The organism is Paenibacillus sp. MCAF9 (assembly GCF_052114265.1).
Taxonomy (GTDB): domain Bacteria; phylum Bacillota; class Bacilli; order Paenibacillales; family Paenibacillaceae; genus Pristimantibacillus.
Genome location: NZ_JBFREL010000014.1, coordinates 125306 through 139295 on the forward strand (window position 1 = coordinate 125306; position 13990 = coordinate 139295).

The following is a 13990-nucleotide window of genomic DNA, read 5'->3' on the forward strand; positions in this document are numbered from 1 at the left end:
ATCTTTCCACAAACGGAAAGATGTTTTTTTGTTGCCAAAAATGATTAAAGGGAGAGAAAACATTGCTTAATTTTAAGAGATTTATGAAAAAGAGTTTGCCTGCTATTTTAAGTTTTGTATTGGTGTTTACTTTATTTGCACCTCAAGTAGGTAAAGCGGCAGATCATTCTGCGAATGCTTCATTGAATGAGATGATTGATAAGACGGTTGAGTATTATAAAAACAAGAAAAAGCCGTTGACATCGTGGGTGGAAATCGTAGCGCTTTGGGGCGCGGGCGTGAATTTGAACGACGGCAACTGGCAGCTGCCAAGCTGGGAGACACAGGAGCCTACAAATCCGGTACTAAAACCGGATAATGGAGGAACTGAGCATATCCGTTACATATTCGGATTGCTTGCTATGGGCGAAGATCCTGCTCATGCGTGGGAAACAGATCGCAATCTGTATGCCGAGCTGGCATCGCAGCAAGATGCTGCTACGGGAGCAATTGGTTCAACAAACAAACATATGTGGGCAATGCTTGCACTTGATACTGGCGAAAAGCTAGGCAGCAACGTTGGGAAATGGGATGCAGCTGCTAAGAAAAAAGCAGTAGATTTTTTACTAAGCAAGCAACTGGCTGATGGTGGCTTTGCTTACTTCGGATCGAAGTCTGATCCAGATATGTCAGGGATGGGTCTGCTAGCACTTGGAAACTATCAGGACGATAGTGCTGTTCAAGCGGCAATTGAAAGAGTGAAAAATTATTTACAAACGATAAAGCTAAACCAAGAACATATTATGTTTAGCAACAATAACTCGAATAGTCTATCCACTGTAGTGACCGGAATAACGGCCATTGGCGAAGATATTTTGTCTGATGCCTGGACAGTGAATGGTAAAACGGTACTCGATTCTTTCTCTTTGTTCCAGCTTCAGGATGGATCATTTAAATACCTACTTAGTGGCGGATCTAATGGAATGGCGACTGAGCAGGCACTTGTTGCTTTACTTGATATTAAATATCAGAAAACGGTATGGCATCGTTTAGAGGAAATTAAACAACCTATTTCTGTCAATATGAGTGTTGATGGCGTTACGGGTTCTGTTTATGGCAAGCAACCGGTAAACTTCACTCAAATTAAAAGGCCAACAGTGTTGGATGCGTTTAAGACCGCTTTGGATCATGCCTCACCAGCAATTTCCTACAATATTGTAGACAGCAGTTATGGCCCTTATATTAAAGGGGTTGCAGGACAAGATGCGGGCACCTTTGGCGGCTGGGATGGCTGGGTGTATACAGTCAACGGGATAGCTCCGAACGTAGGCGCAGGCTCTTACAAGCTTAAAGCTAACGACGAGGTTCGTTTCTTCTATAGCCGTTATGCAGATATTACAACTGGAACAACGCTTGTAAATGGCGCAACTAATCCATCAGTTGATGTAAAGCTTGTTGGAGATGAGTTCAACAGCAACGCGCTAGTTAAGAGCAATTGGAAAATTAACTCTGACGTATCGGGACTGACGATTGAGTCGATCGTGAAAGAAAGCGATCAAAAGATCAAACTTAATTTGTCAGGCAAAGCTACAGAAAAAGCAGTGACCATCCAAGCATTGGGAGCAGCTTTAGTTGGTAAAAAAGACAGCACTACAATTACGCTGCGGGTTCCTGTAACCGCTAAGCTGCAGGTAGATGGCCGTTCCGGTTCGATTTATAGCAAACAAGCGGTAACGGTGAAAAACACGGTTAAGCCAGTCACTGCATTAGATGTGCTAAAACAAGCACTCAATCAAGCAGATCCTAAAATCAGCTATAAAATTGAAGACAGCAGCTACGGACAGTATGTTTCTGCCATAAACGGAGAAGCAGCGGGTACATTTGGCGGTTATGATGGCTGGATGTATGAAGTGAATGGCATTGCTCCAATGGTTGGCGCAGGTGAATACGAGCTTAAAGAAAACGATGAGGTTCGTTTCTATTACAGCAGATGGCCGGCTATTTCTTCGGGTTCGAAGATTGCCAATGGTGCTGTAGATCCATCGATTGAAGTAAAACTTGTAGGCGATGAGTTCACTAATCAAGCAACGGACATTAAAAACTGGTCAATTGATCCAGGAAATACAGGCCTTCAAGTTAATACCTTTACGCGAGATGGAAATAAAATAACGATTTCGTTAACTGGAACTGCAACTGGCGGCGCGATTACGATTAAAGCGCTTGGGGCTGCTTTTGTTGGCGGACAAGATAGTGAAGATCTAATTTCAATTGCCGTACCACGTATTGTTGGCGATACAACGGATCAAAGCTTTGCCATCAACAAGAACGAGAAAGAGGTTGTAGTTGGCGCAGCGAGCGGGGGACAAATAACAAACAATGTAACCCTTACGTTTGAAACAACAGCATTGCCAATAGTAACAGCGACACGCGGTACTACTGTACTTGAAATTCCAGCTGCTACAGTGGTGACAACAACGACATGGGATAAAGCACTAGCACTCCCCAAAAATCTAAGCATCGATGAAAGTGGTCTGGCTTCCAAGCTGGACGCCGTTTTATCAGCTGACAGCAAGAAAGTGGAATCCATAGCCGTTCGCATTCAAGTTGGCGGTTCTGCAAAAATTCAATTTAATCAGCATGTATCCATCACACTGAAGGGTCAAGGCGACAAGGAAGCTGGTTTCATTGATCAAGCAGGTGTATTCACGCCAATTAAGAAATATGCAGATTCATCCGTTCGTACGGATGAGGTTTATGCGTACAAAAAAAATAACGACTTAGTTATTCAAACGAAACATTTTACACAATTTCTTGCTTACAAAACTGCTGCTGTAAACAATCCTGGCGGTGGCGATGGCGGTACTGCTCCAATTGTTCAAAAAGTTACACTGTCCGTTGAGAAACGTTCGATAAACGAAGGGGATTTCGTTGCACCAATTACTGTAACTATACAAGATGGCGATACTGCTTTTACTGCACTGAAACGTGCACTTGAAGATAAAAGTATAGCTATTGATTATTCCGGATCAGGCTCAAGCACTTATGTGAAATCGATTGGCGGTCTTGCTGAATTCGATAAAGGCAAGGAAAGCGGCTGGATGTACTCCGTTAACGGCGTTTTCCCTAAAATTAGTGCGGGTTCCTATACTTTGAAAAATGGAGACGTGTTGCGCTGGCAGTATACGAAGGATCTAGGTAAAGATCTTGGCGCTCCAACAGAGCCAGGTGAATCAGGTGGAATAGGCGGAGTAGGCGGTGGCGATAAGCCAGAGCAGCCTAATGCAACGAAATACTCAGATGAATCAAAAATTGCAAGCTGGGCTTTGGAAGCCGTAAACAAAGCAACGGCACTAGGCTTCATGCAAGGCACAAGTACGAGCAATGCAACATTCGAGCCTAAACGTAATTTGACACGTGCTGAATTTGCAGCGCTGATGGTTAAGTACTCCGGAGCTGACCCTATTATGGAGGATTCCGGCTTTAAGGATGTTAACAGTGGGGCATGGTATTATGGTTATGTTAAAGCAGCCAAAGAAAAAGGGTTGATGTCAGGTGTAACTGAAACTTCTTTTGCACCGAACCAACCGATTACAAGACAAGAAATGGCTGCCGTTTTAGTTAGACTTAAAGGTCTTGCTGATGAGAATGCGCCACAAGCAGCAATTAAGGACCGTGACGCTGTTGCAGCGTGGGCTGTTCCTTATGTAAATGTAGCGTACCAAAAAGGTCTGATGACAGGAGATAACGGCAAGTTTAATCCACAAGCTCTTGTTACACGTGAGATGGCAGCTGTTACGATCATCCGACTTCATGAATTGAAATCATAATTTACTAAGCTGTCTCGTAGGCTATTGCAATAGCTGCGGGACAGCTATTTTCTTGAAAGGAGAGTGTGGATTCAGGATGAACAAAAAATCCGTATCACTTAAATCGTTATTATTGATGATTATATACGCATTAATGCTTTCTTGTGTCAGTACGGCTCTGCTGCCTATGCAGCGCGCGGCAGCGGCAGAAACGATGGCGGTAGAGAATGAAATGACATCAGCTGCGAAACAAATCTTAAGCAGCGGTACCATTAGCGATTGGGAAGCGATTGCCTTATATCGTTCTGGTCATGCGGTGCCAGCAAGCTATTTGAGCGGGCTGGCTTCTTATTTAAAAGAGAACAAAGGTGAATTCCGCAAAGTAACCGATCTTGAACGAATGGCTATTGCGATTAGAGCGGCAGGTGAAGATGCAGCCTCCTTCGCTGGCTACAATCTCATTCAAAGCATCTACAATCATTCGAGAATGACGAATCAAGGCACAAATGGCGTGATTTTTGCATTGATTGCTTTGGATAGCGGCAATTATGAGGTGCCAGCAAGTGCCTTATGGACACGTACGAAGTTAATAGATTGGCTGCTCAGCCAGCAAAATACGAGTGGAGCATTCCCGCTGTCGGAAAAATCTGAGGATAATTTAGATATAACCGCCATGGCGATAAGCGCACTCGCTCCTTACCAAGAACAAGCAAAAGTGAAAAGTGCAATCGACAAAGCTGCAAAATGGCTGTCTTCTGAGCAGCAAGTAAATGGCGGCTTTAACGCGTTTGGTGATGACAACAGTGAGAGCGTAGCTCAAGCTATTATTGCTTTGTCAGCTGTGGGAGTTAGTCCAATGGAATCCAGTTTTATGAAAAAGAACGGGAATCTCCTAACGAGCTTATTAAGATTCCAGCTTGCGGATGGCAGCTTTGCACATGCACTTGGTCAGCCATCAAATGAGATGGCAACGGAGCAAGCGTTGATGGCGTTAGCCGCGTACGACCGCTATAGCAAGCAAAAGCCGGCGCTGTTCAACATTTCGGCGGATACAGAATTGACGGACAGCAAGCCGCAATTTGTAGACAATAACCTCATTTCCGTATGGGCCTATGAGGCCGTTTATAGCGTGTTCGAAGCCAAAGTTATGGTAGGGGTAAGCGGTTCGGAGCTTCGCTTTGATCCGAAGAAGCAGATGACAAGAGCTGAGTTCGCAACCTTGCTCATCAATCTATTGGAGGAAGCCCCTGCTAATGAAGCAGCCAAAGTGTTCAAGGATGTTCAGCCTGGCGCATGGTATTACGGAGCCATTATGCGTGCCAAGGAACTGGGCATCATTCAAGGGATTACAATAGACTCGTTCAAACCGAACCAAGCGGTAACAAGACAAGAAATGGCGATCATGATTGCCAAAGCTTTCAAGCTTAAGGGCAGCACAGATTCACTTCCTTTCAAAGACGAGAGCAGCATTCATGAAAGTGCAAAAGCATACGTCAATGCCGTATATGTAAACGGCTTGATGCAGGGCTCGAACGGCAGCTTTAATCCGAAAGCGGTCGTTACGAGAGAAATGGCAGCCGTAGTAGCCGATAAACTGCTGGAATTGCCGGCAGCCTAAATTCACAAGAAGCGAAACAAAAGAGCAAGCTGCTCTTTTGTTTCGCTTCTTTTTTTGCATCTTCATACATAGGAAGGAAGCCCCTTTTTTCACTAAACGAACCAAATTCAGGATTTTGTTCTTTATAAAGAATATTGGTAGTGGTATATTTAAGAGGTTGAAAGGAGGAGCACTTATTTCTTGCAATCAGATGATTTGAACCGCAAATAGGAGGCTTAAAGTGAATATATTAAAGCTAGTTATGTCACTAATGCTTGGATTACAGCTATTGCTAATACCTAATCAGGCTTCGGCAGAAGCGCCGGATTCTAAAGACTATTATCTAATTGAACTATCTAAGTTTGGCATTTATAACGATGGTACACATCCTATTGAGACAACAAAGGGCATTAACAATGCACTGCAATGGGCGGTTAAAAATGGGAAAACGACGACGTCACTGCCGCCGGGTACCTATTTAATCGATAAAGCTAACCGGATTAATATGGTCAGCAATATGGTGTTTGATCTCCCGATGGATGCGGTGCTCCAGAAGGAAACAAATGATAAAGAGTCGTATCAACTCATGTATTTGGGTTATGGCGTTCATAACGTCACGCTGAGAGGAGGGACCTATGCAGGTGACAGGGAAACACATAACTATTCTAAAAAAGACAATAAGCACAGCTCAGGCACACATGAAGCGGGTTATGGCATTTTTACGCAAGGAGCTTATGATATTACCATTGACGGCGTGAAATCGATTAATTTTACAGGCGATGGTCTCATACTAGGCGGTTACGGCACGATGGCAAAGGATTTGTATGAAGACCATTTTGTATTAGGCGCATTCGATGATAAAGGAAAAAATGTCGCGAATGCCAAAAAGCTTCGAACGAAGCAGCCGCTTAATTTTACGAACACGATTTTTAAAACAGAAAAACAATTTGAACTGTCGAATGCGATTAAACTGCCAAATAAATTTGATATCTTCTTCTATAAAGCGAACGGAGCTTTTATTAAGAAGCTGGCAAATGTAAAGGTGCGCGAGCTCATCGACATACCGGAAGGAGCGACACAGTTCCATCTTGTATTTGAGCAAGCGACCAAAAAAGGCGCCTATGTGGAATTTTGGAACAAAAGTGTAACGAAAAACGTGATTGTGAAAAATTCTGAATTTGCTTATAACCGTAGGCAAGGAATTACGGTCGGCGGTGCTGATCAAGTACTTATTGAGAACAACGTTCTTCATCATATCAAGGGGACAATGCCGCAATCGGGAATAGATGTAGAAGGTGGTTTTGGCGAGAACGGACATCGCAACAGCAATATTACGATCAAAAGCAATAAATTTCACGATAATGCTTCGTACGATGTCATTCTTTATGATGGAAAAGACGCAATCGTAGAAGATAATCATTTGGCATCAAAAGGTGCAATTGGGCTAGCCATCTCCGATCCGTTTAAAGGGGCCATGATTAAAGGCAATCATTTTGACGGCTCGCGCATTGCAGCGGCTCACGATGCCACATTTATCGATAACAAGATGAATGATTCCTATACGTCGTTTACGGGTCCTAATATCAAAATAGACGGCATGACCTTTACGGACTCTATGTTTTTAATTAGTGCGAAGGATGCTTTTGGAGTGAGTGCATCGAACATCGTTATGAATAACAACAAAAAGAGTGATTCTGGTCTATCGCTTTGGGGAAAACCGATTCGTTTGAAAAACATAACGATTAACGGCGAAGGCAAGCTTAGGGTCGTAACGGGCGGTATAACCGAGGGCTCGATCATCGATAACTTAAAGGTAACCGGCTTTAATACCGATTCCGGGTTAACGCTGCCTCCTGCCACATACAACAACTGCGAATTTATCGGAGCCGCGGGAACGGGTAAATTTGGATCGATTGCGGTTGCACAAGCCGGCAAATATGTGTTCGATGGCTGTTCCTTTCAATCACCGCCAGCGCTTAGCACATTAATGATCGCTGAACATCCAAAGCTTGATTTGACGATCAAAAATTCGACATTTGAGCTATTAGGCAACTCCCAAGCCATTAGCGTTCAAGCAGCGAAAAACCTGCTGCTGGAGAATAATACGATTACAGCGGAAAAACTAACCTCCGATAAAACAGAGATTGTTCGCATTAACGATTATTGGAAACGGAATAATCCGCATGACGTTCTGAAGGCCGTAATTAGAGGGAATACGATTACAACCAATTTAGCTGCGATCGGGATCACCACATTATATGCGGGAACAGGAGCGCCAGCCTATCTCATTGAAAACAACACCTTATACACAGCTAAGCTGGTTCAAAAGAAAAATGATATTTTGAAAAATAATTCGATTAAGAAAAAATAGCTGGCAGACGTTAGATTATACAAAAATGAGCATCCGTTTTCTTCAATTGAAGAGAACGGATTTTTTATTGTATTTTTCCGATTCGACGCGGGGGTAGGTAAATAGCTATAATAAGGAAATGAAGTTGCTTAGCAATTCCATTTCTTGCTTTATTGATTACCATACAATGAATAGGATGAATGTTCATGCTCAAGCGGCTTGGTAGAAGTATCCGTGACTTTCGTGAAACTTATAAGCAACATTTGTTGTTTGAATATTTATTTATGCTCCTAACGAGCTTTGTCATCATTCCGATTATTTCTTTTATTTTTAACCGTATGCTTCGTGTACTTGGATCGGGCTCTGTGTTGAATGGCGATGTATATAAAATTGGTCTGAGCTACACGGGCGTTGCTGGGTTAATTGCGATCTGTTTAGTAGCTGTACTTGTGCTTTTTATCGAGTTTGGCGTAGTTATTACGATTTCTCAGCAGCATTATTTTGGCAAACAGGTATTGATCTCAGATGCCGTGCTGACGACGCTGAGACAGACGCCTAAACTATTTGGATTCGGCTTGATTCAGCTGTTGTTTTTCCTATTGTTTCTTGTGCCGTTTATTGAATCGCCGCTGTCAACTTCCCTTTTTGCACAATTTAATGTCCCGATATTTTTTAACAGCCGCGTCTTGAGCTCGTCTATGATGATGCTTTCTTTATACGGCTTGTTGCTTTTGGCGGGCGTGTACACCATCTTGAGATGGATTTTTGTTTTGCATTTCATTATGATCGAAGACAAATCCATTCGAGTAGCCATCAGAAGCAGTCTCTTATTGACGAAGGGAAAGCGGTTAACGATCTTTGTTAATCTGTTTTTGCTAAATGTGTTCGTTTTCGCGCTTGGTTTTGTCGTCATCTCGTCTGTTGCTTATTTGCCAGCGTGGCTGGATATCAATGTGCTTAAAGTGGTGTCCAATCATTATTCATTAACGCTAACAACGGTGCTAACTTATATGTTCACTTTGCTGCTCGTGCCGATTAATATTATCTTTTTGACAAGGCTCTTCTATCACTTTAAGCGTACACGGGGCGTGATGCCGCGAGATCAGCTCCGTTTATTCAAAAATGGCTGGGTTGGCCCGCTTGAGCAGCGTCTTATGACTTTTCTAAAAGGCAGAACGAGGAAACGAGTGCTCTACAGCTCTATATTGGCTGCTTATTTAGCGCTTGCGCTGTTTGTCAGCTATGCGGCTAATGATCAATTGGTTTATGTAAAATGGAGCGTGCTTTTGTCTGCTCATCGCGGCGATACGCTCGTTGCGCCGGAAAACTCGCTGGAAGCGATTCGCAGCTCAGTGGCGCAAAGTATTGATGCCGTTGAAATTGATGTACAGATGACAAAGGACGGCGTGGTTGTACTGAACCATGATTATAATTTACAGCGTATGGCGGGTGTGCCGAAGCGGGTGAGCGAGCTGGATTATGAGGAAATTGCGAGGCTGAACATTGCCAAAGCTGGCGGTGAACCCGATGAGATTGTGCGAATTCCTATGTTATCCGAGGTGCTTGGAGAAGTGCTGGGGAAGTCGAAGCTGATCATTGATCTTAAGCCATACGGTTCAGGCGAACAATTGGCTGAGCATGTTGTTGCATTAATTGAACAATTCGATATGGTGCAGGACTGTTATATTCAATCATTCGATCGGTCTACGCTTCAGCATATTCGGTCACTGAACCCCGAAATTAAAATTGGGCAAATTTTATATTTTGCACTCGGTGATCTTTCGCTTCTTGATGTTGATTTCTATACGATCGAGCAGATTATGTTGACAGAGCAGCTCGTGGAGCGTGCGCATAAAAAAGGCCGTGAAGTATGGGTGTGGACAGTGAACAGCGAGCGGAATTTAAAAGAGGTGCTCAAATTCGAAATCGACGGCATTATTACCGACTATCCTGCGCGCGCACACAATATGGTTGAGCTAAAGTAAGAACATACAGATTGAGCGGAGGGGCGGTTAACGGTGACACAAATTGAAAAATATAAATCCTTTATTGAGTCGCTCCCGCTCGGCAGCTTGTCCAAGGAGCAGCTGTTTGTAGAAGAATTGCTTCTTCATGAAGAGCATGACATGTCGATTTATTATGTGCCTTACGAATATGTGAATATTGCTGCTAAAGTGATGATTATTGGCATTACGCCAGGCTTTACCCAAATGGAGGTAGCCATACGCAGCGCGCGGGAGGATCTTGTAAATGGGGTGTCTTATGACCTCATCGATCAACGCGCGAAGAAGCTTGCAAGCTTTGCAGGCTCTATGCGAAAAAATTTGATCGACATGCTTGATCAAATTGGATTGCCTGCAGCACTTGGCATAAAGAGCAGCGAGCTATTATTTTATGAGCTTAGAGATTTACTGCATACAACTTCAGCAATAAGGTATCCAGTGTTCATAAAGGGCAAAAATTACACCGGGCACAGCCCTGTTATTTTGAAATCGGAGACGCTTTATCACTATGCTGAGAGTATATTTCTTCAAGAATTGCTGGCGGTAAAAGATGCGCTTGTCATCCCGCTTGGCAAGTCGGTATCCGATGTAGTCAAGTATTTTGCTGACAAGGGATGGATAGATAAAGAAAGATGCTTGTTCGAAATGCCGCATCCCTCAGGAGCAAATGGTCACAGAAAAAGCCAGTTTGAGCAGAATAAAGCACAGATGCAGCAGCAAGTAATTACATGGTTCAGCTAATTATATAACAGCTACAGAAATCGAAAGGCGTGACGGGGATGCATAGTAAAAAAGTTCGTATGATTACCTCTTTTGCGTTTCTAGCCAGTCTCTTATGGATATTTGCTTTAGGCTGGTCGATAAAGGATTATTTATTCGGAACAGCGAGTCAATCATCTGTATCGCAAGATACGGAACAACCTGCAGAATCATCAAATGGGATAAAGATTATAGCATTAGGGGATTCGTTAACGAGAGGAACTGGCGACATTGAAGGAAAAGGGTATGTGGGTTATGTCAGCGATCAACTGAAGCAGTCCGGTACTGATGTTTCCTTAATTAACTTAGGCATTAAGGGACTTACCTCTTCAGAGCTAGTGGAGCAGATGAAACAAAAGGAAATCGAGCGGCAAATTGGACAAGCAGACATTATTCTGATGACCATTGGCGGCAACGACTTATTTCTCGGTGGTCAATCGCTTACGGATCTGTCTGAGGCAAGCATTTCGGGATTAGAAGAAGCGTATTTGAATCATCTGAAAACGATTTTGACGACCATTCGTGCCGTTAATACAGAAGCGACCGTTTATTTGCTTGGACTGTATAATCCGTTCAGCGAGTTCCAAAATGGTGAGTTGATGTCGACTGTGGTTAGGAACTGGAATAGTAAAACTGCGGAGACACTGGCACAGCATTCGAGAGCTGTTCTGGTTCCGACCTATGATTTGTTTCAGCTGAATGCAGAGAAGCTGTTATTTACGGATCATTTCCACCCGAATGAGATAGGGTATCGCTTAATGGCTGAGCGGGTAGCCGCGTTAATTGCTGATGCAGGAGGACAATCATGAGCGACATTACATTAGCTGTTCAGGGTTTACGGAAGGTGATAGGCAAGCGGACGATCATCAAGGACTTAAGCTTTGAGCTGAAGCGCGGCGAAGTGTTTGGTTTTCTAGGCCCTAACGGAGCAGGGAAAACGACGACGATTCGCATGCTGGTTGGCTTAATTAAGCCAACCTCCGGCACCATCCATATATGCGGCTTGGATATTGCGAAACATTTTACAAAAGCGATGCGGCACTTAGGATGTATCGTAGAAAACCCAGAGCTGTACCCTTTCCTCAGCGGAATGGACAATCTTCGCCACTTTGCCGTTATGATTAATGGAATTACGCAGGAGCGGATCAATGAGGTTGTTGCGCTTGTTGGCATGCAGGATCGAGTGAATGATAAAGTAAGCACCTATTCACTTGGGATGAGGCAGCGACTTGGGATCGCTCAAGCACTGCTTGGCAAGCCTGATGTCCTCATATTGGACGAGCCAACGAATGGGCTTGATCCATCGGGTATTAGAGAAATGCGGGCTTTTATTAGGTTTCTAGCTGAGGAAGAAGGATTGACCGTTCTCGTATCGAGCCATTTGCTGCATGAAATTCAATTGATGTGTGACCGGGTTGCGATTATTTCCAAAGGCGAGATCATTCGAGTGGATTCGGTTAAGCAGCTGTTGTCCAGCGAAGAACGTCTAGTATGGCGGCTGCAGCCGCAAGCGCTGGGACGATCGATACTTGGCGATGTTACGGCTGTCCTGGGAGAGTCGACGGATACGGTTACGACAGCTTACGTTGAACACGCAGTTGGAGAGTGGAATCGCAAGCTTGTTGAGGCTGGGGTAAGTGTGCTGGAGATGAATCGGAAGCTTCCCGCGCTTGAAGATCTATTTCTTGAGCTGACAGGAGGCGAGTCGATTGATTAATCTCGTTCAAAATGAAATGACGAAGCTGGTCGGCAAACGACGTTTTATCGTTATCTCTATTATTATTATCGTTCTTCTCTCGATGTTTACGTATGCGCAGGCGAAACAGGCAGAATCCATAAAAGAGCGGCTGGGTGACGTGGATTGGCGTACCGAATTGCAGCAGCAAATTGTGGACATGCAAAATCGGTTGAGCAGCGCAGGACAATGGCGAGAGCAAATTCAAATTCAAATCAAACAATCCGAATATTATTTGAACAATAATGTGAATCCCTCCGAGCCGGGAGCGCCAACCTTCATTAGAGGTTTTGTTCAAAACTCGGCGGAGCTGTTTCTCCCGTTGCTCATCATGATTATTGCGGTAGATATCGTCTCCTCAGAGCGGAGCATGGGAACGATTAAGCTGCTGCTCACCCGCCCGGTAAGCAGGTTTAAAATATTGCTCAGCAAATATATCGCGCTAATATTGTCCGTTTCCTTAGTTATTTTCATATTCGGTTTGTTGTCTTACCTCATCTCAGCCGTTATGTTCGGCAATCAAGGGTGGTCGGCTCCCGTATTAACCGGCTTCTCCACACAAGGAGGCGAGCTCGACATATCAGGCGTCCGCCTGGTGTCACAATGGCAGTTTATCATTCAGCAGTTTGGACTCGCATGGTTTATCTCGCTTGTAGTGGGAACGTTATCGTTCATGCTGTCCATTCTAATGAGAAGCAGCGCAGCCGGTATGGGAACGATGCTCGCATGCTTAATTGCAGGCGCTATTCTAAGCAACATGGTATCCTCATGGGATTCGGCCAAATATTTGTTCATGGTCAATCTTGGTTTAATGGACTATGTTAGTGGATCTGCTCCTCCAATCGAGGGCATGACGCTTGGCTTCTCGCTTGCCGTGCTGGCCGCTTGGATGGTCGGTTCGCTGCTTGTTTCGTTTACGGTGTTTATGAGAAAAGACATTTATTGATCATGCTGCAGGTTGTCTAACTCATCCTAAAATGCTTCTTCTATGCATAAGCATGTAATAGAGAGGAGCGTGATAAGGTTGGACAAAACGGTACGCAGATATTACCAGCAAAAACAAAAGCAAAAAGAAATAGAGCAGGAGCTGACAGAACTCAGGCAGACCATTATGAGCTACTTGGCTGAGCAGGAAGCAAGCGAGCTGGAGATCGGGAGCCATAAAGTAAAAGTGGTTGTGCAGGAGCGTAAGGAATACGACGACAACAAGCTTTATGAGGCGCTGCCAGATCCGGAGCTATGGCGAATGTTATCGAAGCCGGATGGCTCAAAAATTGCAAGCTTGGTCAAGCTGAACGTCATTAATGAGGAAAAGCTGAAGGATACTTTTTCTACAAAGACGGTTAAGCTGCTTCAGGTGGATAAGAAGTAAATGAGCTTATGAAAGAACGATTCGGTCAAACGAATCGTTCTTTTTTTGTGCACGGCATTTGAAGCTCGCTGGGGGAACGGTTTGTCAATATCGACTTAATCACGAGGCTCATCCCGCCGAAGCAGCTTTGCGGCGCAAGTTATACGGAAATAGATCTAGAAATTAGCTCTATTTCGCTCAAACTGACCAAAACCGCACAAATAGAACTAAAACTATACTTAATATTGTGTGTATCCCGCCGAATGGAGTTGAGTCCGTATACTTGTGTAAAAAGCTAGCATCTCAAAAAAAGAGAGCCATAGCCAAAATCCTCGTTTAGAATGGAGTTGTCGAGACAACATTCAATGGAGGGATTATGGTATGACTCAGTATCAGATTAACGTAGATTC

The 13990-nt window shown here is 44.0% G+C and carries 9 protein-coding genes; all 9 read left to right on the plus strand.

Going from position 1 to position 13990, the window contains the following annotated elements:
* The first annotated feature begins 62 nt into the window (after positions 1-62).
* The 9 genes from AB4Z45_RS20605 to AB4Z45_RS20645 all read left to right on the plus strand — a co-directional run bounded on the left by AB4Z45_RS20605 (position 63) and on the right by AB4Z45_RS20645 (position 13601).
* Entirely contained in the window at positions 63-3806 is a 3744-nt protein-coding gene (locus tag AB4Z45_RS20605) for a DUF4430 domain-containing protein (protein ID WP_441911260.1), read from the plus strand.
* A 76-nt stretch (positions 3807-3882) separates the two neighbouring features.
* Positions 3883-5403, plus strand: coding sequence for an S-layer homology domain-containing protein (locus AB4Z45_RS20610; protein WP_441911262.1), 1521 nt, complete (start codon positions 3883-3885; stop codon positions 5401-5403).
* Between the two features lie 220 nt (positions 5404-5623).
* Positions 5624-7753 (plus strand): right-handed parallel beta-helix repeat-containing protein, encoded by a 2130-nt coding sequence (locus AB4Z45_RS20615; protein WP_441911264.1) that lies wholly within the window; start codon positions 5624-5626, stop codon positions 7751-7753.
* Positions 7754-7938: 185 nt separating this feature from the next.
* The gene (locus AB4Z45_RS20620) at positions 7939-9717 is read left to right on the plus strand and encodes a glycerophosphoryl diester phosphodiesterase membrane domain-containing protein (protein ID WP_441911266.1); all 1779 of its coding nucleotides are present in this window, start codon (positions 7939-7941) and stop codon (positions 9715-9717) included.
* 33 nt (positions 9718-9750) lie between these two features.
* Positions 9751-10476 (plus strand): uracil-DNA glycosylase family protein, encoded by a 726-nt coding sequence (locus tag AB4Z45_RS20625; RefSeq protein ID WP_441911268.1) that lies wholly within the window; start codon positions 9751-9753, stop codon positions 10474-10476.
* A 38-nt stretch (positions 10477-10514) separates the two neighbouring features.
* Positions 10515-11303, plus strand: coding sequence for an SGNH/GDSL hydrolase family protein (locus AB4Z45_RS20630; protein WP_441911270.1), 789 nt, complete (start codon positions 10515-10517; stop codon positions 11301-11303).
* Positions 11300-12211 carry an ABC transporter ATP-binding protein gene (locus tag AB4Z45_RS20635; protein ID WP_441911272.1) on the plus strand — a complete coding sequence of 304 codons (912 nt, stop codon included), beginning with the start codon at positions 11300-11302 and terminating at the stop codon, positions 12209-12211. The genes AB4Z45_RS20630 and AB4Z45_RS20635 overlap by 4 nt, the downstream gene beginning before the upstream one ends.
* Positions 12204-13175: an ABC transporter permease gene (locus AB4Z45_RS20640; RefSeq protein WP_339208052.1), complete on the plus strand. Its 972-nt coding sequence runs from the start codon at positions 12204-12206 to the stop codon at positions 13173-13175. The genes AB4Z45_RS20635 and AB4Z45_RS20640 overlap by 8 nt, the downstream gene beginning before the upstream one ends.
* Before the next feature lie 42 nt (positions 13176-13217).
* Positions 13218-13601: a hypothetical protein gene (locus AB4Z45_RS20645; protein ID WP_441911274.1), complete on the plus strand. Its 384-nt coding sequence runs from the start codon at positions 13218-13220 to the stop codon at positions 13599-13601.
* Positions 13602-13990 lie beyond the last annotated feature (389 nt).

Bases quoted from the DNA above. Each gene is read 5' to 3' on its own strand.
- AB4Z45_RS20610 (WP_441911262.1), top strand. From the start codon at position 3,883: ATGAACAAAAAATCCGTATCACTTAAATCGTTATTATTGATGATTATA.
- AB4Z45_RS20620 (WP_441911266.1), top strand. From the start codon at position 7,939: ATGCTCAAGCGGCTTGGTAGAAGTATCCGTGACTTTCGTGAAACTTAT.
- AB4Z45_RS20630 (WP_441911270.1), top strand. From the start codon at position 10,515: ATGCATAGTAAAAAAGTTCGTATGATTACCTCTTTTGCGTTTCTAGCC.
- AB4Z45_RS20635 (WP_441911272.1), top strand. From the start codon at position 11,300: ATGAGCGACATTACATTAGCTGTTCAGGGTTTACGGAAGGTGATAGGC.
- AB4Z45_RS20645 (WP_441911274.1), top strand. From the start codon at position 13,218: ATGCATAAGCATGTAATAGAGAGGAGCGTGATAAGGTTGGACAAAACG.